Source organism: Aneurinibacillus aneurinilyticus ATCC 12856, assembly GCF_000466385.1.
Taxonomy (GTDB): domain Bacteria; phylum Bacillota; class Bacilli; order Aneurinibacillales; family Aneurinibacillaceae; genus Aneurinibacillus; species Aneurinibacillus aneurinilyticus.
The window spans coordinates 39,114-66,098 of the sequence record NZ_KE952845.1 but is presented as its reverse complement, the minus strand read 5'-3'; the positions used below and the strand labels follow the sequence as shown (position 1 = coordinate 66,098).

26 protein-coding genes, 1 riboswitch and 1 other annotated feature are annotated in these 26,985 nt (G+C 46.9%); of the genes, 3 read left to right on the top strand and 23 right to left on the bottom strand.

What is annotated here, in order from left to right; genetic code table 11:
* Nucleotides 1–69 precede the first annotated feature (69 nt).
* The 5 genes from lepA to gpr form a co-directional block, all read right to left on the bottom strand.
* Nucleotides 70–1,881, bottom strand: coding sequence for a translation elongation factor 4 (gene lepA / locus HMPREF0083_RS17865; protein WP_040303527.1), 1,812 nt, complete (start codon nucleotides 1,879–1,881; stop codon nucleotides 70–72).
* A 67-nt stretch (nucleotides 1,882–1,948) separates the two neighbouring features.
* Nucleotides 1,949–3,055 carry a M24 family metallopeptidase gene (locus HMPREF0083_RS17860; protein ID WP_040303560.1) on the bottom strand — a complete coding sequence of 369 codons (1,107 nt, stop codon included), beginning with the start codon at nucleotides 3,053–3,055 and terminating at the stop codon, nucleotides 1,949–1,951.
* A 133-nt stretch (nucleotides 3,056–3,188) separates the two neighbouring features.
* On the bottom strand, nucleotides 3,189–3,506 hold the full coding sequence (locus HMPREF0083_RS26540; RefSeq protein ID WP_021623044.1) for a DUF3679 domain-containing protein: 318 nt from the start codon (nucleotides 3,504–3,506) through the stop codon (nucleotides 3,189–3,191).
* A gap of 15 nt (nucleotides 3,507–3,521) precedes the next feature.
* Complete coding sequence (spoIIP, locus tag HMPREF0083_RS17850; RefSeq protein WP_040303525.1) at nucleotides 3,522–4,709, bottom strand: stage II sporulation protein P; 1,188 nt, start codon at nucleotides 4,707–4,709, stop codon at nucleotides 3,522–3,524.
* 250 nt (nucleotides 4,710–4,959) lie between these two features.
* Nucleotides 4,960–6,069: a GPR endopeptidase gene (gene gpr / locus HMPREF0083_RS17845; RefSeq protein WP_021623041.1), complete on the bottom strand. Its 1,110-nt coding sequence runs from the start codon at nucleotides 6,067–6,069 to the stop codon at nucleotides 4,960–4,962.
* 147 nt (nucleotides 6,070–6,216) lie between these two features.
* Between gpr and rpsT the strand changes: the two genes are divergently transcribed.
* Complete coding sequence (gene rpsT, locus HMPREF0083_RS17840) at nucleotides 6,217–6,483, top strand: 30S ribosomal protein S20 (RefSeq protein WP_021623039.1); 267 nt, start codon at nucleotides 6,217–6,219, stop codon at nucleotides 6,481–6,483.
* A 64-nt stretch (nucleotides 6,484–6,547) separates the two neighbouring features.
* Here rpsT and holA read toward each other — a convergent pair whose 3' ends face one another.
* The 9 genes from holA to HMPREF0083_RS17795 all read right to left on the bottom strand — a co-directional run bounded on the left by holA (nucleotide 6,548) and on the right by HMPREF0083_RS17795 (nucleotide 16,805).
* Nucleotides 6,548–7,612: a DNA polymerase III subunit delta gene (gene holA, locus HMPREF0083_RS17835; protein WP_021623038.1), complete on the bottom strand. Its 1,065-nt coding sequence runs from the start codon at nucleotides 7,610–7,612 to the stop codon at nucleotides 6,548–6,550.
* Between the two features lie 324 nt (nucleotides 7,613–7,936).
* Complete coding sequence (locus tag HMPREF0083_RS17830) at nucleotides 7,937–9,208, bottom strand: zf-HC2 domain-containing protein (protein WP_040303523.1); 1,272 nt, start codon at nucleotides 9,206–9,208, stop codon at nucleotides 7,937–7,939.
* A 1-nt stretch (nucleotide 9,209) separates the two neighbouring features.
* Nucleotides 9,210–9,752 carry an RNA polymerase sigma factor gene (locus HMPREF0083_RS17825; RefSeq protein WP_021623035.1) on the bottom strand — a complete coding sequence of 181 codons (543 nt, stop codon included), beginning with the start codon at nucleotides 9,750–9,752 and terminating at the stop codon, nucleotides 9,210–9,212.
* 233 nt (nucleotides 9,753–9,985) lie between these two features.
* Entirely contained in the window at nucleotides 9,986–12,394 is a 2,409-nt protein-coding gene (locus tag HMPREF0083_RS17820; protein ID WP_021623033.1) for a DNA internalization-related competence protein ComEC/Rec2, read from the bottom strand.
* Nucleotides 12,394–13,035 carry a MazG-like family protein gene (locus tag HMPREF0083_RS29070; RefSeq protein ID WP_040303518.1) on the bottom strand — a complete coding sequence of 214 codons (642 nt, stop codon included), beginning with the start codon at nucleotides 13,033–13,035 and terminating at the stop codon, nucleotides 12,394–12,396. The genes HMPREF0083_RS17820 and HMPREF0083_RS29070 overlap by 1 nt, the downstream gene beginning before the upstream one ends.
* Before the next feature lie 105 nt (nucleotides 13,036–13,140).
* The gene (locus HMPREF0083_RS17810) at nucleotides 13,141–13,725 is read right to left on the bottom strand and encodes a hypothetical protein (RefSeq protein WP_021623031.1); all 585 of its coding nucleotides are present in this window, start codon (nucleotides 13,723–13,725) and stop codon (nucleotides 13,141–13,143) included.
* Between the two features lie 108 nt (nucleotides 13,726–13,833).
* On the bottom strand, nucleotides 13,834–14,337 hold the full coding sequence (locus HMPREF0083_RS17805) for a deoxycytidylate deaminase (protein WP_021623030.1): 504 nt from the start codon (nucleotides 14,335–14,337) through the stop codon (nucleotides 13,834–13,836).
* A gap of 151 nt (nucleotides 14,338–14,488) precedes the next feature.
* Complete coding sequence (locus HMPREF0083_RS17800; protein WP_021623029.1) at nucleotides 14,489–15,790, bottom strand: homocysteine synthase; 1,302 nt, start codon at nucleotides 15,788–15,790, stop codon at nucleotides 14,489–14,491.
* Nucleotides 15,791–15,937: 147 nt separating this feature from the next.
* Nucleotides 15,938–16,041, bottom strand: a riboswitch (SAM riboswitch).
* Nucleotides 16,042–16,130: 89 nt separating this feature from the next.
* Nucleotides 16,131–16,805 carry a helix-hairpin-helix domain-containing protein gene (locus HMPREF0083_RS17795; RefSeq protein ID WP_167331581.1) on the bottom strand — a complete coding sequence of 225 codons (675 nt, stop codon included), beginning with the start codon at nucleotides 16,803–16,805 and terminating at the stop codon, nucleotides 16,131–16,133.
* 94 nt (nucleotides 16,806–16,899) lie between these two features.
* On the opposite strand from HMPREF0083_RS17795, the gene HMPREF0083_RS17790 reads away from it, so the two are divergent.
* Nucleotides 16,900–17,148: a DUF2533 family protein gene (locus tag HMPREF0083_RS17790; RefSeq protein ID WP_021623027.1), complete on the top strand. Its 249-nt coding sequence runs from the start codon at nucleotides 16,900–16,902 to the stop codon at nucleotides 17,146–17,148.
* Between the two features lie 102 nt (nucleotides 17,149–17,250).
* Nucleotides 17,251–18,087 carry a late competence protein ComER gene (comER, locus tag HMPREF0083_RS17785; protein WP_040303515.1) on the top strand — a complete coding sequence of 279 codons (837 nt, stop codon included), beginning with the start codon at nucleotides 17,251–17,253 and terminating at the stop codon, nucleotides 18,085–18,087.
* A 31-nt stretch (nucleotides 18,088–18,118) separates the two neighbouring features.
* Here the strand turns inward: comER and HMPREF0083_RS17780 are convergent, their stop codons facing one another.
* The 9 genes from HMPREF0083_RS17780 to yqeH all read right to left on the bottom strand — a co-directional run bounded on the left by HMPREF0083_RS17780 (nucleotide 18,119) and on the right by yqeH (nucleotide 26,984).
* Entirely contained in the window at nucleotides 18,119–19,129 is a 1,011-nt protein-coding gene (locus HMPREF0083_RS17780) for an ABC transporter substrate-binding protein (RefSeq protein WP_021623025.1), read from the bottom strand.
* 91 nt (nucleotides 19,130–19,220) lie between these two features.
* Nucleotides 19,221–21,680 (bottom strand): leucine--tRNA ligase, encoded by a 2,460-nt coding sequence (gene leuS, locus HMPREF0083_RS17775; protein ID WP_021623024.1) that lies wholly within the window; start codon nucleotides 21,678–21,680, stop codon nucleotides 19,221–19,223.
* A 218-nt stretch (nucleotides 21,681–21,898) separates the two neighbouring features.
* Nucleotides 21,899–22,143, bottom strand: a binding site (T-box leader).
* Nucleotides 22,144–22,198: 55 nt separating this feature from the next.
* Nucleotides 22,199–22,960: a class I SAM-dependent DNA methyltransferase gene (locus HMPREF0083_RS17770; RefSeq protein ID WP_051354712.1), complete on the bottom strand. Its 762-nt coding sequence runs from the start codon at nucleotides 22,958–22,960 to the stop codon at nucleotides 22,199–22,201.
* Nucleotides 22,944–23,285 carry a ribosome silencing factor gene (rsfS, locus tag HMPREF0083_RS17765; protein WP_021623022.1) on the bottom strand — a complete coding sequence of 114 codons (342 nt, stop codon included), beginning with the start codon at nucleotides 23,283–23,285 and terminating at the stop codon, nucleotides 22,944–22,946. The genes HMPREF0083_RS17770 and rsfS overlap by 17 nt, the downstream gene beginning before the upstream one ends.
* An 8-nt stretch (nucleotides 23,286–23,293) precedes the next feature.
* The gene (yqeK, locus tag HMPREF0083_RS17760; RefSeq protein ID WP_021623021.1) at nucleotides 23,294–23,878 is read right to left on the bottom strand and encodes a bis(5'-nucleosyl)-tetraphosphatase (symmetrical) YqeK; all 585 of its coding nucleotides are present in this window, start codon (nucleotides 23,876–23,878) and stop codon (nucleotides 23,294–23,296) included.
* Complete coding sequence (locus HMPREF0083_RS17755; protein WP_021623020.1) at nucleotides 23,868–24,467, bottom strand: nicotinate-nucleotide adenylyltransferase; 600 nt, start codon at nucleotides 24,465–24,467, stop codon at nucleotides 23,868–23,870. Before HMPREF0083_RS17755 ends, yqeK begins: the two co-directional genes overlap by 11 nt.
* Nucleotides 24,451–24,744, bottom strand: coding sequence for a ribosome assembly RNA-binding protein YhbY (yhbY, locus tag HMPREF0083_RS17750; protein ID WP_021623019.1), 294 nt, complete (start codon nucleotides 24,742–24,744; stop codon nucleotides 24,451–24,453). Before yhbY ends, HMPREF0083_RS17755 begins: the two co-directional genes overlap by 17 nt.
* An 11-nt stretch (nucleotides 24,745–24,755) precedes the next feature.
* Nucleotides 24,756–25,619, bottom strand: a complete 864-nt coding sequence (locus HMPREF0083_RS17745; RefSeq protein WP_040303510.1) for a shikimate dehydrogenase — start codon at nucleotides 25,617–25,619, stop codon at nucleotides 24,756–24,758.
* A gap of 267 nt (nucleotides 25,620–25,886) precedes the next feature.
* Nucleotides 25,887–26,984: a ribosome biogenesis GTPase YqeH gene (gene yqeH, locus HMPREF0083_RS17740; RefSeq protein WP_040303553.1), complete on the bottom strand. Its 1,098-nt coding sequence runs from the start codon at nucleotides 26,982–26,984 to the stop codon at nucleotides 25,887–25,889.
* Between the last annotated feature and the right edge of the window lies 1 nt (nucleotide 26,985).

Below are 26,985 nucleotides of genomic sequence, written 5' to 3'. Positions count from 1 at the left end.
ACTAGCAAAAAAAGAGCGGAAGTAAAAAGCCTTTTACCCCTCGCTCCTCATCGTTTCGTTCGTAATGAATTATTCGTCCATTTTAAGCACCGCCATAAATGCTTCCTGCGGTACTTCTACGCTTCCGACGGATTTCATGCGCTTCTTCCCTTCCTTCTGCTTCTCGAGCAGCTTACGCTTCCGGGAAATATCGCCGCCGTAGCATTTGGCAAGTACATTTTTGCGCATCGCCTTAATCGTTTCGCGCGCAATAATCTTATGCCCGATAGCCGCCTGTACGGGCACTTCAAACATTTGTCGTGGAATCAGCTCCTTCAGCTTCTCACATAGTACGCGTCCGCGTTGATAAGCAGTATCCCGATGCACAATAAAGGACAGGGCATCCACCACTTCACCGTTCAGCATAATATCCATTTTTACCAGCTTGGACTTTTTGTAGCCGACTAATTCATAGTCAAACGACGCATACCCTTTCGTACTTGACTTCAACTGGTCAAAGAACTCAAAAACAATTTCAGCCAGCGGCATTTCATACACGATCTGCACACGCGTCTCGTCGATATACTGCATATCAATGAAGTCACCGCGCTTGCGCTGGCATAAATCCATAATTGCACCAACAAAATCTTTCGGCACCATAATTGAGGCCTTAACGTATGGCTCTTCAATAAAATCTATTTTCTGTTGGTCCGGCATGTTCGACGGATTCTCGATGGAAATTTTTTCTCCATCCGTTTTTGTCACATGATAGATAACGCTTGGTGCCGTCGTGATAAGGGGAATGTCGAATTCACGTTCGATACGCTCCTGAATAATCTCCATATGCAGCATACCTAAAAAGCCGCAACGGAAGCCAAAGCCGAGCGCCTGCGATGTCTCCGGCTCGAATTGCAGCGATGCATCGTTCAGCTGCAATTTCTCAAGCGCTTCTCGCAGATCGTTGTAATCCGCGCTATCCACCGGATACATGCCGCTGAATACCATCGGATTCACCTTACGATAGCCTGGTAGCGGTTCGCTTGCCGGATTTTCCGCCAGCGTAATCGTATCCCCGACCCTTGTGTCACGAACCGTTTTGATGCTTGCAGCGATAAAGCCTACATCGCCCACTGTTAGTTCGTCTACTTGTTTCGGGAACGGTGCATGTGTACCAACCTCAGTCACTTCGAATACACTGCCCGTCGCCATCATTTTAATTTTCGAACCTTTTTTCACAGTACCGTCTACTATACGTACATAAGCGATAACGCCGCGGTACGCGTCATACAGGGAATCAAAGATAAGCGCCTTCAATGGTGCATCCGGGTCCCCGGTCGGAGCAGGCACCTTCGCTACTACCTGTTCCAGAATTTCTTCGATTCCGATACCTGCCTTGGCTGAAGCAAGCACCGCATCGCTAGTATCGAGACCGATTACATCTTCAACTTCCTGCTTTACACGATCCGGTTCTGCGCTTGGCAGATCGATTTTATTAATTACCGGCAGAATCTCAAGATCATTATCCAGCGCCAGATACACATTGGCCAGCGTCTGGGCTTCAATTCCCTGCGCCGCATCCACAACGAGCAAAGCACCTTCGCAAGCGGCCAAGCTACGTGATACTTCGTACGTAAAGTCGACGTGTCCTGGCGTATCAATCAGGTGAAGAATGTATTCTTCGCCGTCTTTCGCCTTATATTTCAGCTGAACGGCATTCAGCTTAATTGTAATGCCGCGTTCCCTTTCTAAATCCATTTGATCCAGGAACTGATTTTCTCGCTCCCGTTCGGTCAACGCACCGGTAAATTCAAGAATGCGGTCAGCCAGCGTCGATTTACCGTGGTCAATGTGAGCGATGATGGAGAAGTTTCTGATTTTCTCCTGTCTTTGTCTGCGATCCATACAATACCTCCCACGAGGAAAAAATGCACTAATGATTATTATATCAGGCGCTGGTACGAACAGCAATTTAAATATCAAGACGTGTTAAAGTCTTGGGGAATGAAGTTAAAACCTCAGCGCCCTGACTTGTAACATGTATATCATCCTCGATCCGGACGCCGCCTACCCCCGGCACATAAATGCCCGGCTCAATTGTAAATACGGCACCGGCCTCTATCGCTTCTTCATTAGCTCCATGAACGGAAGGATATTCGTGCACTTCTAGGCCAAGTCCATGACCGGTGCGATGAGTGAAATATTGTCCATAGCCCTCATCTTCAATTACATGCCGCGCCGCACGATCCACTTCAGCCAGCGGACGCCCGATTTGTACAGCACGAATGGCCGCCTCTTCCGCCTTAAGTACTGTATCGTATATATGCCTCTGCTTTGTCGAAGGCTCGCCTGTCACGAATGTACGGGTAATATCTGAACAGTATCCATCCTTAAACACGCCGAGATCAAACAGTAGAAATCCGCCTTCCTTCACCTGTGTCTTTCCCGGAACACCATGTGGCAGTGCGGAATTGGCTCCTGCAAGCACCATCGTGTCAAACGCTGGTGCATCCGCCCCTTTCCTCTTCATTATGTACTCAAGCTCAGCCACTATTTCTATTTCTGTTATGCCTGCTTTAACCTTTTTTAATCCTTCCGCCAGCACATCCTCCACCAACTCTGCCGCAGCCCTGATTTTTAAAATTTCATCAGCCGATTTCCGGTTGCGCAGCTTTGAGATAAAGCCACCCACATCATTAAGAACGGGATTTCCAAATACCGAAGTCAATTGCTCTGCCTGGCTTAGCTTCATATATTCCTTTTCTACTGCTATACACCGAGCTGCCGCCCCGCCGTTCTGCTTCACTTTAGCGTACGGATTATCCGTATCCTGTATGCCTACAATCTCCTGAATTAATGCATTCGTGCCGCCTAGCACTGATTCTGCCTTTCCCTGCTCCAACGAAGGCAAGAATAATACCGCTTTATCATCCCGCAGCAAAAGGCCAAGAAAGCGTTCATGCGGATCACACACAAAACCAGTCAGATATGCCACTGATAATGGAGAAGTAATAAGTGCAGATTCGGCTCCCATACTTTGCAGTTCCTCACGCACACTGTTCAATCGCTCCAAATACATACTCATTTTTGGTTCCCCCTCATTTGTGTTGTTCTATATAATTCTCGTTCATACTGTTCTTTCCTCTCAATATGCCTTGCAATAAGCGTATGACAAAACGAAAAAGAAACCGCATCGGCGATTTCTTTTTTCATCATAGCTTATCCATAATCCATTTCATCATATTTCGTGTGGCCGTAACTACCCAGTTTCGCACACTGTTTCCTGTATGACTAATCCAGTTCTCGCTTGACATTCGTGCGGAGGACAATGTGTCTTCCGTTACAACCTGCTTGCCCAGCACTTCTACTTCAAAGCGTCCGTTCTCTACCTTCTTAATATAAAACCCCTTCACAGGCTGATCCGAGGCTCCTTCAATGCGCTGGATGCCTTTCTCCGCCAGATTAATGCCGCACAGAATACCTGCAAATAAGACTCCGACAAGCAAAAAGAATTTGGCGGTCAGCTTCACCGTGTTCCCTCCCGCTTACGATCGTTTCGGCTGCGTCTTCGCATTCGCTTTCTCCGCTTCCCAATACACTTCAGCTATCGCTTCCGCCAGCACATCCGCCGTGCGATAGCATTCTTCTAGTGTATTATCAACACCCCCTACTTCAACCAGGATAGCATTCGGTGAAACGGATTGGTTATATTCACCATTCCCACCTTTTTTGCCAAATATACCTTTGGACAGGCCCGGGTATTTCTTTTCGACTACATTATGCACTTTGAGTGCAAACTGCTGATTTTTCTCCCAATTTTTGTTGCGCATGCCGACGACGAAGTGGATTTGTGCGTATGATTTTCCGTCCAGGGCAACCGTTGTAGATTTGCGTCGGAGCGAGTCACGGTGAATATCGATGAAATAGTCCAAATCCCGGTTTTGGGCCATCACGGCTTTGACCGCTTTTAACGATTCAGCATACGATAGCGCATATGGAGCACCCCGATTAATGAGTCGGCCCGTAAAATCTGTCGTGCCTACCGATGAACCGATGCCATTCTTCTCAAGGGTTTGTGCAAGGCGCCGACTCACAAGCGTAACGTTTTTCTTCGAATCCATCGCCAAATCCGGATTGTTCTTAGCACGTGCCTCTGGAACAGCATGCACCCATGATTCCCGATTATGAGTGTTATAAATGAAAAAAACTTTTCTACCGTTCGTAGACAGCACTTCCTGCTCCATCGGCTTCTCCTCTTGCACCTTTGCCTGGGAATCCGTTCCTGTCGCTGCATCTTTTTTCAACGCTTCCGGAGGCGGGGATGATTCGAAGGGCAACTCGCTTAGCGCGAGATCTTTTCCTGAGACGAGAACTTCCGTATCAAATAGACTAAAACCCGGCAATTCGTTGCCGAGAAAACTGCGGGGATCTTTCGGATTAATGCTGGTGATCAGGCGAAATGCTAAGGAAGATACATTAATGTTCTCCTCAGCCTTTTGTACGGCTGTAAAATAAGGAATTTCGTAGCCCATAGTACGAAGCAGTACGCCGCTCGACATCGCTACCGTCATCTTTCCTACTTGCTGTGAAGATAATCCCTTACCTGCCTGCGAAGCGAAGAGAATTCCCATTAATACAAAAATAACCGCCGTGCTCAGCGAAAGGACGACAAAACTTTTTTGTACGCCTGCCCCATATAAATTAACAATAAAATTGCGACTTTTCCTCGACATACTGCGTTCTCCTTTCCTGTTGCTCGGATGGTTGTCCATCGTCTTCACCATGCTTTCTACTAATCTATGAATCCGATACGGGACATAGAACCGATTTTCCAGAAAAAGAAGAGCGAAGAAAAAAACGCTTGTGCTTTCGCTCCATAAAAAAGAACCGCCACCGTTTTTCCCTCAAAGGAATCCGAATATTTGGCGGTTCCTGTCCATGCTTCGTTGACGGACACAGTATTTAACTTTCTTCCCCATAACATTAATGCGTATAAGCAGACACATTATCCATATCAATAGAACGATGAAGAGCCGCATTCAGACCACTGGCAATGATATTAGCAATATCTTCGACGTAGTCATCAACTTCTTTTGGCGTAACGATAAGATTATGACCGAGCGGGGCAAGCACCTCATGAATGAGCTGGCGCTTCTCGGTTTCCTCCAGCTCGCCTATCATACCGAGAATTGTTTTTTGCTCATCTTCATTCGGCATATCCTCCTCCGTGTATCGTTTCACTTTACCTGGAAGAGAAAAACCACCAGGCATCAGGCGGCTTGCAGGCTTTGGATTTTTTGCCTCGTTAAGCTGACGACCCAGATGGGCAAGCATATACGAAATCGTGTCATGAACAATCGTTGTCGCATCAACCACGGTAGGTACCCCTACCGCGATGACCGGAATACCGAGCGTTTCCTTTGTCAACGGCTTTCGCTTGTTGCCAACACCGGAACCGGGGCTGATTCCTGCATCCGATATTTGTATTGTCGTATTGACACGCTCCAGCGCACGTGAGGCAAGCGCATCAACTGCAATAATAAAATCAGGCCGCGTTTTCTCAATAATTCCGTATACAATTTCGCTCGTCTCGATGCCGGTAATGCCAAGCACACCGGGCGAAACAGCACTAACCGGCCGATATCCTTCTTCCACACGGTCAGGCATAAGTTCGAACAAATGACGGGTTACCAGTACATTCTCTACTACCAGAGGACCGACCGCATCAGGCGTAACGTTCCAATTACCCAAACCGACAATAAGTACACTGTCTTTTTCTTTCAAGCCTAGTGCTTCGAGGAATGCATGAAATTCTTGGGCAAAGCGAGTGGCTACCCGATCCTGCAATTCTGAGTCTTGTGAACGCAGGCCTGGCACTTCCAAAGTAACATAGTGCCCCGGCATTTTGCCAATTCGTTCCGCACCCTCCATCGTTTCAATAACCATCTTTGATACAGTAATCCCTGCTTCTTCCTCACTATGAAAACGAACACCGGCAAGCTCCTCCATATGTTTCCGTGTCGCCATCTCGCGCGCTTCTAGCGCCAGATCCGTCCGTACAGCATATACGCTTAAATCAAGCCGTTTTTCCATGCATATCACCTCGTTTTCATACTCTCCCGTTCCTTGTTTATTTATACGAAGAAAAACCTTCTTGCAAACCCTGGTAGCACATGATACAATTTCTCTTGTTGACTTTATAACAGTAGTATTATCGGATGCACCAAGGAGGTGAATCTCATGCCAAATATTAAATCCGCGATCAAGCGTACAAAAACGATTGAAAAGCGCCGCGCACACCGTGCCGCTCAAAAATCTACTCTACGCACTGCGATCAAAGGAGTAGAGGTTGCTGTAGCAGCAGGCAATGTAGAAGCAGCTAAGACTGCACTGCAGGCTGCCAGCAAACATTTGGACAAAGCAGTAACCAAAGGTCTGATCCACAAAAACGCAGCTTCCCGTAAGAAGTCTCGTTTGGCGAAGAAGGTTAACGGCCTGTCCGCTTAAGCATATATGAATGCATTCATATTAAGAAAAAGCGACCTGTAATATGGTCGCTTTTTCTTTTATTCTATGGTGTATGCATACTATCTTTTAATCCTAGAATAAAAAGTTCAAGAGCCAGCACTTTATCAATCTGTCCTGTTTTAATTCGGATGTCTTCCTCCGCAAGCTTGTGAATAATCCGCTTAAGAGTCCGTTCGTTGAATGCATGCGCCTGCTCGCTCGCCAGCTTGGCAACATATGGATGAATACCAAGCAATGAAGCCATTTGCTGTTGAGAATACCCGCGCGGCTGCAATGTTTTAATCTGAAGCAAAATGCGGAACTGGCGCGCAAGTAACGTGAGAATCTTTAAGGGTTCCCCTTCTCCTTTCGTTTCGCTGCTACCGGTATTAAGTTGTTGGAGGTCATAATACATCCGCATCGCCTCTTCAATTTGCAGACGAGCAATTTTATCGATTAACCGAAAAATATCATGTTCCAGCTCCCGTGTCGCCAGCTTCTCCACAATAGGTTCGGTAATCTCTCCATCTTCGCCTACATAGGCTGCCAGCTTCTCAATTTCCTTATCTAGCTGGCGCAAATGCGTCCCGCTCATCGCAATTAACAGATCTGCTGCTGCTGCATCCATACCAACATGGTAACGTTTCGCCTGACGGACTACCCAGTCAGCAAGTGCCGCTTCTTTTAGCGGGGCGCATTCGACCATAATACTATTTTTTTTGAGCGCTTTTACTACCTTTTTTCGTTCATCAAGCTTGTCCTGTGCCACTTCCAGGATAAGCACCGAATAGTCCGGCGGGTTCTCTATATACGCACCTAACGCATCCATATCATGCTCAGGGGCTCCCGAAGGAAGTTTGCTTCCAGTCAGAAATAGCGCGTACGACGCACGTATGACGCGTTTCTCTCCCATAAAAGGAAAGGTTTCTGCATCCTGCAATACCGTCTGGACAGGAGTCTCACGTAAGTCATACGCACTATAATTGAAATCCCGGCTTGCTTCGTCCAGTACGCACGCTTCGATTAATCGAACAGTTTCATCTACTATATATTGCTCAGTGCCATAAAATACGTACACAGGAGCGATGTTCCCTTGTTTGATATCCCGTACAATTTGCCGTATTTCCATCTATGTCACCTCAATCCTCCTTACATATTATACTATACCAGTTCATTATCCATATATTGGAGAATGGGAGATGCACGTGTCGCCAAGGCTGGACCGACGCCCGTTTGGGGCACGGTGTGGTGGCTATCCACTCTAGATCGTACTGGATAATCAACACCCTTGATATTATACAAAACAAAAAAACCATGGCAAAGTGTGCCATGGCCTGTGGAAGGCTGTGCGTATATGTAAACGCTCAAGGTCCAGGTGGGCCCTTTTCCCGGAGGCCGAGCGATAAGCACCGTTGCCTTTACTACATCATACGCACGAGAGAAGAAAGGGTGCTTATTTATTGTAAAGTGGACGTTCAACATTTTTTTCAAGGTCAATTAGCCATTCCTGTGGCTGTGAAGCCGTAACACCATCTTCGCCTTTTCGCCCAATGTATTCAAGCTTATACACAATTTTCTTCTCCCCAATCCAACGGTACGATACATTATACATCTCGTTCCATGTATGGGTAACAAACTCAATGCCCCCATCTGCGTTGCGGACCAGCAGGGCGCTGTCTGTCTTGCTTACAAAATACTCCTGTTTCGTTGTCTTATTTGCATCGCTTTGCCCTGACGCAGCTATGCCTTGTTTTGCCGGTTTTTTCGGCTGTTTTCCATCTTCCTGAACAAAAGCTATCAACCCGTTCGAGATTGATTTTTTGTTATCGACAGGAGGTTCATTCTCATCAGCTGACGCCTTATTGTCTGCGGATGACTCCGGCACCTGAGCAACTGCTGCCTTAGGATCTGAGCTATTCATAATTGGCTCATCCGGCTTAGGCTTGACTGTCCCCGATTCAGCATTCGGCTGAACAGAAGGTTCATTCGCTGACTCCCGCTTCGGATTCTCCGGCTTTGGCTTCTGTTCACTTGCCTGCCGTTGCTCAGGATGTACTTCCTGAGCTTTGGAAGCTCCTTGCGTCCGCTGCTCTGTAGGAACATCTACGCTTCCCGACGTATTCGGGCCAGGGGAGCCATTATCAGAAGGCTGCTCTTCCCCAGCTTTCCCACCGACAGGCGTCTGTGCCTCAGCAGGCTGTCCCTCCAGCTCCGTCTGCTGTTTCTGGTGAAGCTCAGCCTGTTTATCATCGCCTGCACCGGCCATCGTTTGCGCTTTTGTTCCAGGCGCATCCTCCACACGGGCGATCTCGGAAGTCGAAAGCGCCGTCTCCTTGATATCGGTATTCGTATAATTAAGCATAAAAGCAACAGCTGATATCAACAAACCAGCCGCCGTAGCTCCGCCGATATAGCGATACCAGATTGCCCTGCGAGAAAGGCGCTGCGGTAATTCCACAGCTGCTGCCTGCTCCTTAGCAATCGGAGGAATGCTTCGTTCGCTATCGATCCGATCAAGTTCCGGCAAGATGGATTCTACAATGCTATATGGCGGTTCCACCATAGGAAGCTGCGCCAGATGCGTAGAGAGAGAGTTCAAGCGGTCATATAATGACGAGCAATCCCGGCATGCTGCCAAATGCAGCATTAGCTTTTCTTTTTCAACATCAGTAAGCTCGTCGTCCAGATCACGCTGTATCCACTCATAAGCTTCTTCGCAACTCACTCTACACACCACCTTTCTGATATTCATGTAGTAATTCCTGAAGTTGTTGCCGGGCCCTATAGAGGTATGATTTTACGGTATTTAATGGCATATTCATAACTTCCGCAATTTCTCCGTACGATAAATCCTGGAGGTAGCGCAACGTAACAACCGTACGTTGATGCTCCGGAAGCCGCTTGATCGCTCTTCTGACTTCTTCTGCCATTCCCGCCCTTTCCACTTCCTGCTCTACGTTTTGCACATCATACAGGGTAAGCTCGTGCTGATCAATCGATACGGTTTCTTTCTTTTTACGAAATTTATCTATGCACACATTGGTCACGATACGCTGCACCCAGGTTGAAAACTTCGCTTTCTCCTGGTAGGTATCGATTTTCGTATAAATTCGAATTAACGCCTCTTGAGAGGCGTCCAGCGCATCTTGCTCGTTCCCCAATACGTAAAAAGCGGTGCGGTAAACGGAATGCTCTATCACTTTCAACAATTGTACAAGAGCTTCCCGATCCCCGTTCTGGGCGGAGCGTACTAACTCTGCATCAACCACGCCCGTGCCTCCCCTCTCAATACCTCAGACGTAAGGTATATACTAAATGTTGCACTAAATGTTGCATGAATATCTAAAAAATTTTCCAGCTTTAACGGGCAGTAATATCCTCACCTCAAGATTTGGACAAATCGACGAAGCTCAGGCGGAGGACAAACTACCCTTAAAGGTTCGATATGTTAAACTAACACGCAATAGGAAATGAAGAAACCCTTACTGCATAAAGTTTCACTTTATTTGCATCCAGCATTGGATTCCATTGTTTTATATGTAAGCGCACCTTCACGCACGCGTACGACCGCTGCGCCGCATCTATCAGTGCGGAGGATGATGCTCCCATTCGTTTCCAATCTTTCTATGACTTCGCGATGCGGGTGTCCGTACCGATTCTTCTTTCCGGCCGAGATAACGGACAGCTTTGGCGAAAGAGCTTCCACCCAGGGCTTAGATGTTGAGGTTCTGCTCCCATGATGGCCTACTTTAAGCACATCCACTGTTCCGACAGCTTTCTCATGCAATAGTCTCATTTCTCCTTCCTGTTCCAGATCACCGGTAAATAGAAACGTTGACCCGTATGCTTCAAGCCATAATACAACAGAATATGCATTATCTTCCCCTTCTGGTGAAAGCACACGAACAGGATTCAGAACCCGCCAGACGATGCCAGGTTCTTCACTCCACACTTGGCCCTGTTTAGCCTTCAATATAGGAATACGTTTATAGTGAAGTAATTCATTCACTTTTTTTTCAATCTCGGTACGGGCTGGCAATCCATTGACCATTACCTGCCGAACAGGCATATGCTCCAGCAAATAGGAAATACCGCCAATATGATCGCTATCACCGTGGGTCATAACAACTAAATCGAGCGAAGAAATTCCTTTTGCATGCAGAAAGGGGATGACAGTAGATTTGACCGGATTAAACGGTTCGCGTCGCCTCTCCCACGCCTGCTCCCCAAAAAGGAGCGGAGAACCCCCGCCATCAATCAGCACGGTACGTCCAGGTGTTTCAATTACGATAGCATCTCCTTGACCCACATCCAAAAAAGTAACCACAACTTCTTTTTTCAGCCATGAAAAAAAGAGCATACCAAATAGAAGTGCCGGAAAAAGGACAAGGCATGTTTTTGTTTTCCAATTAAAGGTTATTCTATCATATAACCATGCAGTAAGAAAGATAAGCCAGCCGAAATATCCTAGCATCCACCATAGCGAAGGCGACTCAAAAGCGAATCGCAGCGAATAATCCTGCTCTATGATTCGCAACAACCGCAGTGCAGGAAGCAACAGAATATCTACTATTTTGGACGTCAAAAATCCAAGAGCTGGATGTACGCTCCCCAAAATGATAGAAACGACCGAAAGCGGCGCAATCAATATGCTAACAAAGGGAACAAACAAAAAATTGATCATTGGTGATAGAAAAGAATATACGTGAAAATAGTAGATTGTTAGCGGAAACGATACTAATGTCGCCGCAATTGTAACCGCGATCAAACTTCTTATAGCCAATGATCCGGCGGTACATTTATTCATAATAGGCGGCACAAACACAAGCAAGCCAAAAGTAACGAGGTAGGATAGTTGAAATCCTACATTATGAATGTAATACGGATCGTATCCTATCATAAGCAAAAATGCAGCGCCTAGCAAATTCCATCCGTCTTTAAGCCTGCCTACAATCAATGCGAGCAAAACGAATTCACCCATAATAAGGGCACGAACAGCCGAGGCGCTGGAACCACTCATAATTACATACAGAGGCAGAAATAATGCAAGCGTTATATAGGCTCGCCTCTTTGTTACACCACATAAGCGCAATACATAGAGCACCCCTGCGCTCAGCAGTGCAATATGCTGTCCAGAAATCGCAACAATATGCGTGAGACCTAATGAAGAAAACGTTGCATACGTATCCGGGTCAATATCATCCACCGCTCCCAGAAGCATCCCGGAAAGCAAGCCAGCTGCCTCTGGCGCAAACAGACTGGATACACGATCCGCCAGCCACCGTTGTGAAGACATCATAGCCACGGTAAAATTCAGTTTAGCTTCTCGATAGGAAAGACTGCGCATATCCATAATCTTACCAAGACGATGAATCCGTTGCCAGTGAAGATAGGCGGGATAGTCAAATGATTCCGGGTTAGTAGGGGAAGACGGTATCATTAATTCTATGGGACCTGCAAGCTCCGTGCCGTATCCGAGCACTTTTTCCGCTTCGTTACGTGATGCTTTATCCCGAAAATAAAGCGTGGCTTGGACCTTTTCCGAGCGCAGCAACTCCTTGTCTTCCAAGCTATTGATGCGCAGGGTAAACTTACATCGATTTCCATCAAAAACCACAGGGCTCTCAATGCGTCCAGTAAAGGCCGCATTCGCCGCTTCCGGCAACACACTTGTGTTGCGTTGCTCTGTCCATATATAATACATAAAACCTGTGCACAAACAAGCCAGACCTACCAAAACAAGTGAGCGGGAAAACACTTCTTTTTGAAGCCAGAGTGGCAAAATCCCAAGCACAATTGTCAGCAAAAGCAGGCCAAGGCCTGCGCGGACGCTATGAACAAACTGAGAAGCGCAAACAAGTCCGCCCAGCATGTATAAACTACAAATTAAAAGCGTCCGCTGCCTCACCATTATCCCACGTACCCGCGCCTTTTCAATTTATCTATATGCATACGCATGAGAACGTCAATATCCATCAAAAATGTTTCTTCCAGTATGTATAGCATCGTAAAACAGCATTGAGCAATATGTAATAAGTTCAAGCCGCATCCTTTAAGAATCTGTTCATCCGTATATCTTCTGACTTCGCCGCTTGCACCACGAAACTTGCCAATCCACTGAGCAAATCGTCCAATTGCCACCGAAATGTTCAGCACCGTGCTGTCCATCGTGACGCCTGGAATAACCAATCGAGGCAAGCTCAGCTCCCGAAAGCCATCTTTATTTACAGTAATATAAATGTCTCCAGCTACGCTATGCAAGTATCCCTTACGCAATAGCTTGGCTAGATGGTCATCAATCATTTCTTCCAATCTTACATCCGGCGCCAAATCCTCCAGTACGAAAGTCATGGAGATACAGGTCTGTGCCACGTCCAGCAGTTCACCGGCTACATTCTCAAGCGCTTCGCGTGCCCGAGGCGTTCCCTGCTCATCTATCCATCCCAGTATCGCTTCGCTTAACTCCCCTTGCTCCTCCACCAATTTATGAAATGTTGATTCTAATGAAGGAACCAGCCGATTTAATCTGGGAAGCACTATTTCCATCCTCATTCCCTTCCTTTCTCCCTTGTAGCATGTATCTCTGTTTTTATTTTATTGTATCATAAAAGATAATTTAAATGTAAAAAAAAGGAAAGAGTATACTCCTCTTTCCTTTTAAAAATTCTGCAGTTCATTCCACTGTCCCGTTAACTCAGACAATTCCTGCTTAATTATATGCGTATTCGGTTCTTCCTTCTGCACCATACAATCGTTCAACTTCTCCAACAGAAAATTAATGCGACCTTCAACAATTTGCTGATCAATATATTGCTCTACCAGAATGTTGGCCAACTCTTTCTCTTCCCCAAATCCGTTATTCTCATAAATACGACCTTCACGGAAATGAATATCCTTGCTTACTCCTTCTTCATAGAGGCGAAGCATACCGCTCGCTCCCATCAAATATACGGAGCCATAAAACAAACGGATAAGAGGGTTGATTGCCATTTCTTCTTCAGTAATCCCATTTATATAGAGCCGACCTTTAATCGGCAGACCCGCTTGTACGACTAAGCGGAAAACACCGTGTTCGGTATAGAAGCCAAGCAGCAGTGTACCCTGCATTGTCTTTTTCTCTTCTACCGTGATTTCGGGGCGCGTCTTCGCTTCTTCCACAATGCGGTACACATCGTCTGTTCTTTCCTGCGGAGCTTGAAAATTATCACATACACCACGGATCGTTGCGACATTCGGTTGCATTGAAATCACCTCGTTCGTAGTTCAACAGAATATATCCTCTTGCTACATCTTTACCCCCTTGCTTAACATCCATACCATATTTTTGTGTATTTTATAAAAAAATTTCTCTTAATCCACAAACTCCAGCTTAACACCAGTCGGTGGTGTGTATTCCTTCATCTGACGAAATTCAATGTTCTTCTGAGCAAATAGCCGTGCAACCTTCTCGTAATCTTTGGCGTATGCCCTGTGATAGACCACTTCTGCAATGCCACTATTGGCAATAAGATTGGCACATGTCCAGCACGGCTGATCGGTAACATAGATTGTTGCCCCCTGCCGATCTTCCTGATCAGTGAATAGCAGCAAATTTTGTTCAGCATGAATTGTGCGAATGCATTTCTGCTTTTCCTGGATTACACCATTCCCGTCTGTTTCGTAATAGTTGTGCAGCATGCACCCTACATCCAGACAAGAATCGACGCCGCTCGGACTTCCATTGTACGCCGTGCCCAGAACTTTTCTGTTTCTGGTCAACACGGCTCCAACATGCCGACGCGGACATGTAGCGCGTGTGGCCGCCATATAGGCTAGATCCATGAAATATTCATCCCATGACTTTCGTACGTCCATCTATCTCCCTCTTTTCTATATATCCGACTGAATCAATCTACAATACCGAAATGCCAAACGTTATTTATATAATAAACGATGGGATAGAAGTATCGCAAAAAAGGGGCGGAAATATTTCCTCGCCCCTTACAAAAAACAAATATCATATGTGTTATTTTACTGTCGCCAGTTGACTTGCTTTAAGTGCCTGCTCAAGGTCGGCGATGATATCGTCCACGGATTCAATACCGATGGACAGGCGAATCATATCTGGAGAAACACCGGCACTGACCTGCTGCTCTTCTGTCAGCTGCTGGTGCGTTGTGCTAGCCGGATGAATTACTAGCGTCTTAGCATCGCCAACATTAGCCAGATGAGAAAGAAGATTCAAGCTATTGATGAATTTTTTGCCCTCTTCCAAACCGCCTTTAATGCCAAAGGTGAAGATGGAACCCGCGCCTTTCGGCAAATATTTCTGTGCACGCTCATAATAAGGGCTGCTTTCCAGGCCGGGATAATTAACCCAGGACACCAGTTCATGATTTTCCAGGTATTGCGCTACTTTTTTTGCGTTTTCCACATGGCGTTCTATGCGCAGATGGAGTGTTTCCAGACCTTGCAGGAACAACCATGAGTTGAACGGCGATACAGCCGCCCCCAAATCACGCAGCAATTGTACGCGCGCCTTAATGATATATGCCAGATTCCCTACCGCTTCAGTATAAACAACACCATGATAGCTTGGATCCGGCTCTGTCAGTCCCGGGAATTTGCCATTGGTCCAGTCGAAGTTACCGGAATCAATAATCACACCACCAATGGAGGTACCATGACCGCCGATGAATTTTGTAGCAGAATGGACGACAATATCAGCGCCAAATTCAATTGGGCGGCAGAGATATGGAGTCGCAAATGTATTATCCACAATAAGCGGAATGCCGTTTTCATGAGCAATAGCTGCCAGGGCCTCCAGGTCTACTACGTCCGCCCGCGGGTTACCGATGGTTTCAGTGTAGAGCACTTTGGTTTTATCCGTAATGGCTGCACGTACTTCGTCCAAATCATCCGGATTGACGAATTTTACCGTCAGACCGAGTTTTGGAAGCGTATGTGCGAACAAGTTATACGTTCCGCCGTACAAATTGCTCGATGCAACCACTTCATCTCCCGCATGGGCAATATTAAGAATGGAGAAAGTTATTGCCGCCTGACCGGATGCGACTGCCAGCGCACCAACACCGCCTTCGAGCTCCGCAATCCGTTTCTCGAATGTATCCTGCGTAGGATTCATGATACGTGTATAAATATTTCCGAACTCTTTTAAAGCGAACAGGTTCGCTGCATGATCAGTATCTTTAAATACATACGAGGTTGTCTGGTAAAGCGGAACTGCACGAGATAATGTGGTAGGGTCCACTTCCTGCCCCCCATGCAAGCATACTGTTTCAAATTTGAAATTACGTTCTTCTGCCATCGTTAATCTTCCTCCTCGTAATCGTTAATTTTCGGAAGAAAGTATATGTTGCTTTCCCGCTTTATAGCGCTATATACTTTCTTAAATCAGAAATAAGAAACCCTCTTCCTGGAAGAAGAGGGTTGGTTACGTAGGTATGTACCATCGCTCTCATCTTCCAAAGCACACTGCTTTGCTGGATTTAGCACCTTGCATTTCATGCCGGTTGCCGGGCTTCATTGGGCCAGTCCCTCTGCCGCTCTTGATAAGAGATTACTTATAAAATTTCATTATGCTTGCTTCGTTCTTGTTTGTAATTATAGCCTTACTATTCCGACCTGTCAACTTAATTCGAAAATTTTTATTGAACAAAAAGTTTGCTTTTCATTTTCTCCACTGTCTTCGCACCGATACCAGATACACCTGTAAGCTCGTCGACTGTTTTAAATGGCCCGTGCTCTTCTCTATATTGAAGAATTGCATCTGCCTTTCCAGGGCCAATGCCAGGAATCGTCTGAAGCTGTTCCGAGGTTGCCGTATTAAGATTTATTTTACCTTCTTCCGCAGCAGGAGCATTCATCATGCTCCCCGCTGTCGTAGGAGCGGATGCTTCTCCTTTTAGTGGAACATACAGCATGGTACCATCCTGAAGTAACTGCGCACCGTTGACCTGCTTTGCATCTGCTTCCGGCAACAGCCCCCCGGCCATGCCAATCGCCTGGTAGACACGTGCATCCCTGGGCAAGGCATAGACACCAGGCTTCACTACAGCACCTTTCACATCTACTACAATAGAGATAGAACCCGCTGACGGAGCGTTATCCGTCTTTCGTTCCGCTTCCGGCTCTCCCATTCGACGCGCAGCCTCATCAATTGTTTCTTGAGAGGTCTGTGCGGCTGGTTTAGCTTCAGCGAAGGCAAATGCTTGTTCTGCGGGTTTTTGCTGAAGGTTATAAAAATAAACACTACTAACGAGAATAAAAAGACATATACTACTACTAATCCATTTCTTCTTTCCCTGCATCCAGTTTTTCAATGCCATTCTCCCCTTCACTTGTAGTTTGCCAACAAATTACCTATAATTTTTATATACATGTACTGAATCCGTTCAGAAAAAAGGAGGTTTTATCATGAGTGTTCACAAAGCTATCACTGCCCACTCAGCTAAACAAGCGGAATACATCGCCCTCTACAGAAAGCTAGACTCTCTCCGGGAAGCCAGAATTGAAAGTGCAGTGGAACAGTGCAAAAGCGGAAATGCTATCAATGTAGCGGAGATTAATGAGGTCACCAATCAAATCAACCAACTCGCACAGCGATATCATCTTCCCCCTCGCAAGCTTGTAACAGCGGACATGGTACAAAGTTTATGTAATTAATTTCCATTCAATTGCATTTTAGCATAATTGGAAAAATATGTGTACTGAATCCTGCGACTTTCCCATACACATTAATCAATCATGATTGCCGGAGGGATTCAGATGATTATCGGCTTTATTGGAGCGGGAAGTATGGGAACGATTCTAATTGAAGCTTTTATCGAATCCGGCACCGTGCCTCCTGCACACATCATCGTTTCAAACCGGTCACCGGAAAAAACGCGCACGCTTGCCAGAAAAAACGCCGGTCTTGTTACCGGTACAAACATCGACGTGGCACATGCGGCGGACGTGCTGTTTCTCTGTACGAAGCCGCTCGACTACCGTACCGTACTTGATGAAATTCAGCATTGTTTAACCCCTGATAAGCTCCTGCTTTCCATCACAAGTTCCGTCGGTGTCCAGCAGTTGGAGGCTTATACACCCTGCAAGGTGGCTCGCGTCATTCCAAGCATTACGAATACTGCTTTGAGCGGCGCCGCGCTGGTAACGTTCGGCAGTCGTTTATGTGTAACCGATCGATCAGAACTGCTGACCTTGCTGTCCGCCATTAGTGTACCAATTGAAATTGAGGAGCAAAATACACGCATCTCTTCTGATATTGTTAGCTGCGGGCCTGCTTTTTTCAGCTTTTTGCTGCAGCGCTTTATCGATAGTGCTGTATCGGAGACGGCTATCACAGAAGAGCAGGCAACTCGGTTGATGACCGAAATGGTTGTAGGTCTTGGTCGCTTGCTAGAGGATGGTCGCTTCTCGTTGCCTACCCTGCAAGCCAGAGTGTGCGTTCCGGGAGGGGTTACAGGTATTGGACTGCACGTGCTGGATCGTGAGACGCAGCACGTATTCGAACACCTGATTCAGGCAACCCATCGAAAATTCGATGTGGATATTCTCGAAGTAAAAGAAATGTTTGCCGACAAAAAAAACTCCTTCCACTAACCAGGAAGGAGTTTTTTTGTGTCTGTCTGAGCTATTTGCTAGCTGGTGTTTCCGCTTTTAATTTGTCAGGAACAGATAGACCAAAGTCTCTTACGGCGGTCTCATTCATCATCAATTGTACATCTTTTAACGTCTCAACCGGTATTGTATCAGGCTTCTCGCCTTTCAAAACACGGGCCGCCATCACACCGGTCTGCCGACCAAGCTTATAGTAATCAATACCATAGGTAGCCACCGCACCTCGTTTCACCGTGTCGCTGTCGGAAGCGAACACAGGTATCTTGGATGCTTTGGCTACAGTTAGCAGAGCTTCAAATGAAGATACAACCGTATTATCAACCGGAATAAGAATAGCATCTACTTTGCCAACGATGGATTCAGCACGCTGCTTTACTTCATTGGAGTTCGATATTCCGGCTTTCTCTACCTTAATCCCTAATGCCTGAGCTGCTTTCTCAATCATAGCCACCTGCACTTCAGCATTGACTTCCCCCGTATTATAAATAACGCCGAGTTTCGTCATAGACGGTACGAATTCTTTCACAAGCTGCACTTGTTTGTCCATTGGAGACACGTCGGATGTACCTGTAATATACTTCCCCGGTTTATCCAATGCCGGTACAATCTTGGCCGCCACCGGGTCGGTTACTGCAGAGAAAACAACCGGAATTTCTTTCGCTTGTTGAGCTACCGCTTGAGCAGAAGGCGTCGTAATCGGAATGATAATATCTTTCTTATCAGCCGCCAACTGTTGAGCGATCGTCGCAACATTATTCATGTCATTCTGAGCATTCAGGTACTCCAATTGCATTGTCTCTCCATCTTTGAAGCCCTCGTCCGCCAATTGATCAATAATTCCCTTGCGGATCGAATCAAGTGCCGGATGCTCGACAATTTGTGTAATACCAACCTTCACTTTCTTATCGGGGCTTGCCTGTTCCGCCTTCTGCTGTACAGATCCCTGCTTCGTTTCCTGACTACATCCTACTAGCGCGAACAATGCCAGCGCAAATAGAGCCATCATAACACTCACTCTTCTCATCTTATCTCTCCTCCATACTCTCTCATCTCAAAATCTAAAAAGCTAAGCTTTTCAAAAGTATAGCATGCAAGTTGTCAAAATTCTATAACGATTATCCTACAACAATATTCACAAGCTTCCCAGGAACTGCAATGACTTTGCGAACGGTTTTTCCGGCGACCAACTCTTTAATTTTTTCATTGCTGTTGGCCATTTCTTCCATGTCCTGCTTCGTTGTATTAGCTGGAATAACCATCTTCTCACGTACCTTGCCGTTGATTTGCACGACAATCTCTACTTCATCAAGCACCAGAGCGGTCTCATCAAACACAGGCCACTTCTGCTCATGTACGCTATCTTCATGACCAACAATGCGCCACATCTCCTCTGTAATATGCGGAGCAAAAGGTGCAAGCAGAATAATTGTACTTTCGATAGCATGTGCAAGCATGCCACGATCCGCGTCTTCCGGATAAGCGTAGATTTTGTTCACAAGCTCCATAATGGAGCTTATTGCCGTGTTAAATTGACGACGCTCGCCAATGTCCTCGCTCACCTTCTTAATAGTAGCATGCAGTGTACGGTTCAAGTCCTTCGCTGCGCTATCGGACAAATGAACAGCAGGGTGGCTCGCTACCAGCTCAGCATGGCCGTCCACCATGCGCCATACGCGATTAAGGAAACGGTAGCTTCCTTCTACGCCACTATCGCTCCATTCCAAATCGCGGTCCGGCGGAGCAGCGAACAAAATGAAAAGCCGTCCTGTATCTGCACCATACTTGGCGATGATTTCATCTGGACTAACAACATTGCCCTTTGACTTGGACATTTTCGCGCCATCCTTAAGTACCATTCCTTGCGTCAGCAAGCTTTTGAATGGTTCCGTGAAATTCACCATGCCGGCATCATACAATACTTTTGTAAAAAAGCGCGAATAGAGAAGATGCAGAATCGCGTGCTCAATACCACCGATATATTCGTCAACCGGCAGCCACTTGTTCGCTTTCTCAGACTTGAATGGAATTTGGTCGTTTTTTGAATCCGTATAGCGCAGGTAATACCACGAAGAATCGATGAATGTATCCATCGTGTCGGTTTCCCGGCGCGCATGTCCGCCGCAGGACGGACACGTCACATTTACGAATGCTTCGGATTTGGCAAGCGGATTGCTCATGCCGTCAATGACGACATCCTCAGGCAGCATAACCGGCAAATCCTCCTTCGGCACCGGAACGATGCCACAATCATCGCAATAAATAATCGGAATCGGCGCTCCCCAATAACGCTGGCGCGATACGAGCCAATCGCGCAAACGATAGGAAACCGTCTGACCGCCCAATCCCTGCTCTTTCAGATAATCTCCAATTTTTACAAGCGCTTCGCGATTCGGCATTCCGTCGAATGTTCCAGATTGCACGAGCACGCCATCTTCTGTATACGCCTCAGCCAGCGTCTCATTCACATCGAATGTTTCGCCTTCTGCTACAATGACACGCTTGATCGGAAGGTCATACTGGCGGGCAAACGCGAAATCACGTGTATCATGAGCCGGTACGGCCATAACAGCACCTGTACCGTAATCCATCAATACATAGTTGGCAATCCAGATCGGTACATTCTCACCAGTCAGCGGATGACGGGCGTACGCTCCCGTAAACATCCCTTCTTTTGGCGCATCAGCTGCAGTACGTGTAATATCGGATTCTTTTCGCGTTTTCTCAATAAACGCATTCACTGCCGCCTCATTTTCTTTACCGGCAATCAATTTTCGTACAACTGGATGTTCCGGTGCCAGCACCATAAAGGTCACACCAAACAGCGTATCCGGACGAGTGGTGAATACAGTTAGCTTCTCGTCCACTTCCGGTACTTCGAATGTGACCTCGGCACCTGTGCTGCGGCCAATCCAGTTGCGCTGCATCGTTTTGACTTTCTCCGGCCATCCTGCCAATTGTTCCAAATCGTTTACTAAACGATCAGCGTAGTCCGTAATTTTAAAATACCATTGCTCCAGGTCCAACTTGACTACTTCCGTACCGCAACGCCAGCAGCAACCATCCTCTACTTGCTCATTAGCGAGTACGGTCTGATCATGTGGACACCAGTTCACCGCTCCATTTTTACGGTACGCCAGACCTCTTTCATAGAACAAAAGGAATAATTGCTGGGTCATTTTATAATATTCAGGCGAACATGTGGCAAGCTCTCGCTCCCAATCATAGCTGACACCAAGCTTTTTTTGCTGATTTTTCATAAAGTCAATATTCTCATACGTCCATTTGGACGGCTGTGCACCCAGCTTAATAGCTGCGTTTTCAGCAGGCATACCGAAAGCATCCCATCCCATCGGGTGAAGAACCTGATAACCGCTCATTTTTTTATAGCGAGCCGTCACATCTCCAATGGAATACACGCGCATATGCCCCATATGCAAACGTCCAGAAGGATAAGGGAATTGTTCTAGGCAGTAGAATTTCTCCTTCGCATCGTCCTCATTCGTACGGTGCGCATTCGTTTCATCCCAATACTGCTGCCACTTTTGCTCGATTTCATGCGGCTTGTAAGCTCTCATTAATGACTAACCTCCACAGTGATCATAATTCATGTCCTTCTACGACAAGAAAAACTCGCGAGCATTGCCACACGCCCCATAGGAAAAGGAAAGCGTTTGGCGCACGCCTCGCGCATTTTTTAAGTGATACGATCGGAAGAAATGATATGTAAATTTCTTACTTTACAGTGACATATCGTTTCTTATCCATTAAAAAACGCCTCCCATCCCTGCAATCATCCAGGGACGAGAGGCGTAACTCCCGCGGTACCACCCCAGTTAACGCCGCATAGCAATTCACTGCTAGAAAAACGACGCCCACTTTCGCATCCGTAACGTGGATGAGTCGGATAACGGTACTCACACTTGCTTTTCCCGCTATCGGCTCCAAGGTGAGTTCATCGCCTCAAGCGGTTAACTCGCACCAACCGTTAACTCTCTGCATCACTTCTTGGCAATTACTATTCCTTATCAAGGCCTTCATTTGCAATTATCTAAAATTATATGCAACTTACCTGCCTGATGTCAACTTATGTTCCTCATGGCTTTTGGACGAGGAAAAAGGCACGTTCGCTATCTTCCTCTACCTGCTGGGTAGAAAAGTCTGCCGTAATGCTTAAAAGGCTGAATCCCGTTTCGCCAAGCCATTTCTGCAAATCATCAAGTGAATAGGCACGCTGATGGTGCAGCTCGTTAAAACGACGATACAAGCCGTTCCCTTCTGCCACGAATAGCGTTAAATCATGTTCTACCGTCTCTACCGTTTCATCGTACGTGCTTTGCCAGATATATGCTACATCCTCATCACGGTAGCAGAACGATTCATTTCCGAATACCTCGGCGATTTTGTACGGAGTATGCACATCAAACAGGAACGTACCACCGGAGACAAGTGCATCAAATACATGTGCGAATACTTGTCGTACCCCTTCGGCGTCCGGGATATAGTTCAGCGTATCGCAAAAGCTTACAATACTGTCCATTTCTCGTGGGAGTGAAAGGTGGCGTATATCCTGCTTCAGCCAGTGAACAGACGCATGCGGATGGCTGCGCCCTATTTTCTCCCTCGCCACTTCCAGCATGTCAGCAGATAAATCCACACCCCACACTTCCAGTTCCCTCTCAAGCAAATAGCGAGTTAGCGAACCGGTGCCGCAGCCAAGCTCCGCCACATAATGAGGATGCGCTCCCATCATACGCCATGCCTGGGCCGTAAACTGCATCCATTGGTCATATGGGGCATCCGCCATTAGATGATCATATACATCAGCCAGTTTCCGGTAGCTACTGAACGCTGACAACGGGAGCATCCTTCCATAAGCGCTCAATATTGTAGAATTCCCGCTCATCGCGATGGAATACGTGTACGACAACGTCTCCTAAATCGATCAATACCCAGCGTGCTTCATCATATCCTTCACGTCCGCGCACGGTAAGGCCAGCTTCTTCCACACTATCTTTAATATTATCAACAATCGCCTGAACCTGGGTTTCGGAATTACCGTGACAAACGACGAAATAATCAGCAATAATGGAAAGACCCTGCAGGTTAAGGATGACTACATTGTTCCCTTTTTTATCTTCTGCCGCTTTTGCAGCCAATTGAGCAATTTCCAATTCTGTCATATACGCTTTTATTCCTCCTGTGCGTTTTTCGTTTTCAATTTAAGTAAGGAATTGCGAGCCAGAACAGTGAGGGGATATATTCTTTTTTCCCTATTTACAAGAAAGGTAATCGTTCCCCCCAGTCCCTTGGCCAGCGCCCGGTCCAAATCCTCTTCCGCCGCAGTGCGCAACTCTTCAACTCCCGGAAATTGGCGTCCCGGCTCTATATAATCAGCCAGGCATACGATCTTCTCCAGTAAGGTCATATTTTCGCGACCTGATGTATGGTAACGAATCGCATCAAGAATCTCCTCATCCTCAATGCCCAGCTCGCTTCGAACGACCTCGGCCCCGACATGAGCATGCCACAATTCTTTATCATGCTCAAGCAAATCCTTCGGAATAGTCGGCGTGCTCTCAATAATCTCACGCATTCTATCTTCCGGCCAAAACTTGCAATAATCATGAAGGATAGCTGCCGTTTCAGCCTTCTCTTTATCAGCTCCATATTTGTCGGCGAGTCGGATAGCTGTATCGACAACGCCTAACGTATGCTCATAACGATGCTTTGTAATCTGCTCACGTACAGCTTCCAACAATTGTTCACGCTTCATACAACCGTTTCTCCTCTATATACATTCTTACCGCCTCCGGTACAAGATATCGAATGGATTGGCCCAGCGCTACTTTCTTGCGAATCATGGACGAAGAAACATCCAATTGCGGCATCTCCACCTTGATGACACACTGCATGTACGGATTGTCCATCACATAACCAGGCCGCCCCAATGCCACGAACTGTACCATTGAAATTAATTCATCAATACGGTGCCATTTTGGCAGATAGGCCGCCATATCTCCACCGATAATGAAATAAAAGTCGATGTCCGGGTGCCTCTCCTTTAGTATATGGACCGTATCATACGTATAAGAAGGCAATTCCGGTTCGCGTTCAAGCTCAATTGTATCGAGCCGAAAGGATGGATGCCTGGCAATTGCATGGGCGATCATCTTGACCCGGTGAACGTCGGCGGTAATCTGCTTCGCCTGCTTATGAGGTGGGATGCGCGCTGGCAGAAACCAAATCTCATCAAGCGCCAGTATGTCCCGTGCCTGCTCTGCCACAATTAGATGAACCGTATGAATAGGGTCGAAGGTACCTCCATAAAGACCAACTTTTTTGCGGTTATTTTGGAAGCTCAATCGTCTTATGCTCCCTTGATTCTTTATAGAGCACGATCGTATTGCCAATAATCTGCACGATGTCCGCACCGCTGCCAGCGGCGATTTCTTCCGCCACATCATTTTTGTCTTCACTACAATTATTCAGCACAGATATTTTCAGCAGCTCGCGTACTTCAAGTGCCTCTTCGACCTGTGTAATCAAATTCTCGTTCACGCCGCCTTTACCCACCTGAAAAATCGGGTTCAAATGATGGGCCAACGAACGCAAATACCGCTTTTGTTTTCCTTTTAACATATTGTTCCTCCTTATGCTTGCTGACGGCTGCGCAGCGCATCCCATACAGCCTCACGCATGGCATCCACAGGCGCTGGCTGTCCTGTCCAATATTCAAAGCTTAGAGCACCCTGATAAATAAACATCCCCAAGCCTTGATGAGTATGAGCGCCCTTCTCTTTTGCATCACGCAAAAGCTTCGTATCCATAGGATTATAAATAAGGTCGCTGACCAGTAATCGTTCATGCAGCGCTTCCTTCGATACCGGACTTGCTTCTACATTCGGATGCATGCCGATGGAAGTTGTCTGCACCAAAAGCGTAGCGTCCACAAGAGCTTCGTTTATCCGCTCTGTCGGCTGAACCGTTATGCTCGCTTGCGGATGAATCGCTTGCAGATGTTCAGCAAGCTGTTCCGCTTTCTCTCTCGTCCGATTTGTGATGACCAGCGAGGCCAGACCCGCTCCAAGCAGCGCTACAGCCACACCTCGTGCTGCGCCACCTGCTCCAAGCAACAATGCCGACTGCCGGGACAAATCCACGCCCGTCTCCTCAGTTAAAGAACGCACATAGCCTCGTCCATCTGTATTGTATCCGATAAGCTTGCCCCCGTCATTGACAATCGTATTAACCGCCCCAATAGCCCTCGCTTCCGCGTCTACCTCATCAAGATAGTCCATGACTGTAACTTTATGCGGAATCGTAACATTCACACCTCGCAGGCCAAGCGCCCGAATTGCCTCTACCGCTTCTCGTACCTGCCCGGGTTCAATATCAAACGCTGCATAACGAAAATTTATCCCCAATTCGGCAAATGCCCGGTTATGCATTAGCGGGGATAAGGAATGTCCCACCGGATGGCCGAACAATCCGGTTAATACCGTTTGACTGTTCATCGACTCGCCTCTCTTCACTATAGTTTCCTATTTTTCATCTTATCTCACGAACTATGTATAAGAAAAACTCGCGGGCATGGCCGCTCGTCCTTTTCCACAACGATGCCGAACGGCCGCTTTGTGCCACTTCGGGCGGCCCGACAAAACGTCCGGGTATCTCGGGTGAGGGAGACAGTTGACACATGCCTCGCGAGTTTTTCAAGTGATGCGATCGGAAGAAATTATATGTTAAAAAACCCCCTGAAGTCCAGGGGTAAACGGGTGGGCTTATATAAGTGAAGGGCGAAGACCTGCAGCCACGCCTTTCGGCACGTGCACTTCAACATTCGCGCCCTTGCCATGCATTGCAATCCAGCCAAGTCCAGAAATGACGATATCATACTTGCCTGACGGAACCTTGAATGTGAACTTCTCCCACACGATAGCTTCAGCCGCATCAGGTCCTGGCGGTGCCAGCATTTCGCCTTTGTGCTTCGCATACAGCTCGTCCGCATTGGCCAGCTTTGTACGGTGAATGTTCAGATGGTTTGATAAGTAAAATACAAACGGCTGACGCTCCCCCTTAACAAAGTCGATTCGGGCCAGCCCCCCGATAAACATCGTTTGCTCGGCATTCAATTGATATACCTTCGGCTTAATCGGCTTGTCCGGCATAATTATCTTCAATTCCTGCGGCGCCACCTTATGCACAAGCTGATCACGGTTAACAATGCCTGGCGTATCATATAGCGAGGACTTGTCATCAAGCGGGATTTCGATGACATCCAATGTTGTTCCTGGGAACTGGGATGTTGTGATATCCATCTCAGATTCACCAAACTGCTTAAGCAGACGGTTAATTAACGATGACTTACCAACATTAGTCACACCGACTACATAAATGTTGCGGCCTTTACGGTATTCATTCATCGCCTGCACCAATCGCTCTACGCCTTCACCCTTGCGTGCGCTCACAAGCACAACATCGAGCGGCTTTAATCCAAGATCGGCAGCCGACTTCCGCATCCAATTGATCAGACGATTACGGTTTACATTCTTCGGTAACAAATCCACTTTATTGCCCACCAGAAGAATCGGGTTGCCTCCTACAAAACGCGGCAAACCGCGCAACCAGCTTCCATTAAAATCAAAAATGTCTACCACTTGCACAACCAATGCTTTGGTGTCACCTATCCCATTAAGAATGCGCACAAAATCGTCGTCACCTAATGTGACAGTAGACGCTTCATTATAGTGCCGAATACGATAGCATCGCTGGCAAATGACCGTTTCTTTTTCCAATGACTGCGGAGGAGCATAGCCGACTGAGGTTTTATCCTCCGTCTGAATAGCTACACCGCATCCCGCGCAATACAGTTCCATCATT

What these genes read in the sequence shown, in the direction of transcription:
- lepA (WP_040303527.1), bottom strand. Translation starts at nt 1,881, where the DNA reads ATGGATCGCAGACAAAGACAGGAGAAAATCAGAAACTTCTCCATCATC.
- HMPREF0083_RS17860 (WP_040303560.1), bottom strand. Translation starts at nt 3,055, where the DNA reads ATGTATTTGGAGCGATTGAACAGTGTGCGTGAGGAACTGCAAAGTATG.
- spoIIP (WP_040303525.1), bottom strand. Translation starts at nt 4,709, where the DNA reads ATGTCGAGGAAAAGTCGCAATTTTATTGTTAATTTATATGGGGCAGGC.
- gpr (WP_021623041.1), bottom strand. Translation starts at nt 6,069, where the DNA reads ATGGAAAAACGGCTTGATTTAAGCGTATATGCTGTACGGACGGATCTG.
- rpsT (WP_021623039.1), top strand. Translation starts at nt 6,217, where the DNA reads ATGCCAAATATTAAATCCGCGATCAAGCGTACAAAAACGATTGAAAAG.
- holA (WP_021623038.1), bottom strand. Translation starts at nt 7,612, where the DNA reads ATGGAAATACGGCAAATTGTACGGGATATCAAACAAGGGAACATCGCT.
- HMPREF0083_RS17820 (WP_021623033.1), bottom strand. Translation starts at nt 12,394, where the DNA reads ATGGTGAGGCAGCGGACGCTTTTAATTTGTAGTTTATACATGCTGGGC.
- HMPREF0083_RS29070 (WP_040303518.1), bottom strand. Translation starts at nt 13,035, where the DNA reads ATGAGGATGGAAATAGTGCTTCCCAGATTAAATCGGCTGGTTCCTTCA.
- HMPREF0083_RS17810 (WP_021623031.1), bottom strand. Translation starts at nt 13,725, where the DNA reads ATGCAACCGAATGTCGCAACGATCCGTGGTGTATGTGATAATTTTCAA.
- HMPREF0083_RS17805 (WP_021623030.1), bottom strand. Translation starts at nt 14,337, where the DNA reads ATGGACGTACGAAAGTCATGGGATGAATATTTCATGGATCTAGCCTAT.
- HMPREF0083_RS17800 (WP_021623029.1), bottom strand. Translation starts at nt 15,790, where the DNA reads ATGGCAGAAGAACGTAATTTCAAATTTGAAACAGTATGCTTGCATGGG.
- HMPREF0083_RS17790 (WP_021623027.1), top strand. Translation starts at nt 16,900, where the DNA reads ATGAGTGTTCACAAAGCTATCACTGCCCACTCAGCTAAACAAGCGGAA.
- comER (WP_040303515.1), top strand. Translation starts at nt 17,251, where the DNA reads ATGATTATCGGCTTTATTGGAGCGGGAAGTATGGGAACGATTCTAATT.
- HMPREF0083_RS17780 (WP_021623025.1), bottom strand. Translation starts at nt 19,129, where the DNA reads ATGAGAAGAGTGAGTGTTATGATGGCTCTATTTGCGCTGGCATTGTTC.
- leuS (WP_021623024.1), bottom strand. Translation starts at nt 21,680, where the DNA reads ATGAGAGCTTACAAGCCGCATGAAATCGAGCAAAAGTGGCAGCAGTAT.
- rsfS (WP_021623022.1), bottom strand. Translation starts at nt 23,285, where the DNA reads ATGACAGAATTGGAAATTGCTCAATTGGCTGCAAAAGCGGCAGAAGAT.
- yqeK (WP_021623021.1), bottom strand. Translation starts at nt 23,878, where the DNA reads ATGAAGCGTGAACAATTGTTGGAAGCTGTACGTGAGCAGATTACAAAG.
- yhbY (WP_021623019.1), bottom strand. Translation starts at nt 24,744, where the DNA reads ATGTTAAAAGGAAAACAAAAGCGGTATTTGCGTTCGTTGGCCCATCAT.
- HMPREF0083_RS17745 (WP_040303510.1), bottom strand. Translation starts at nt 25,619, where the DNA reads ATGAACAGTCAAACGGTATTAACCGGATTGTTCGGCCATCCGGTGGGA.
- yqeH (WP_040303553.1), bottom strand. Translation starts at nt 26,984, where the DNA reads ATGATGGAACTGTATTGCGCGGGATGCGGTGTAGCTATTCAGACGGAG.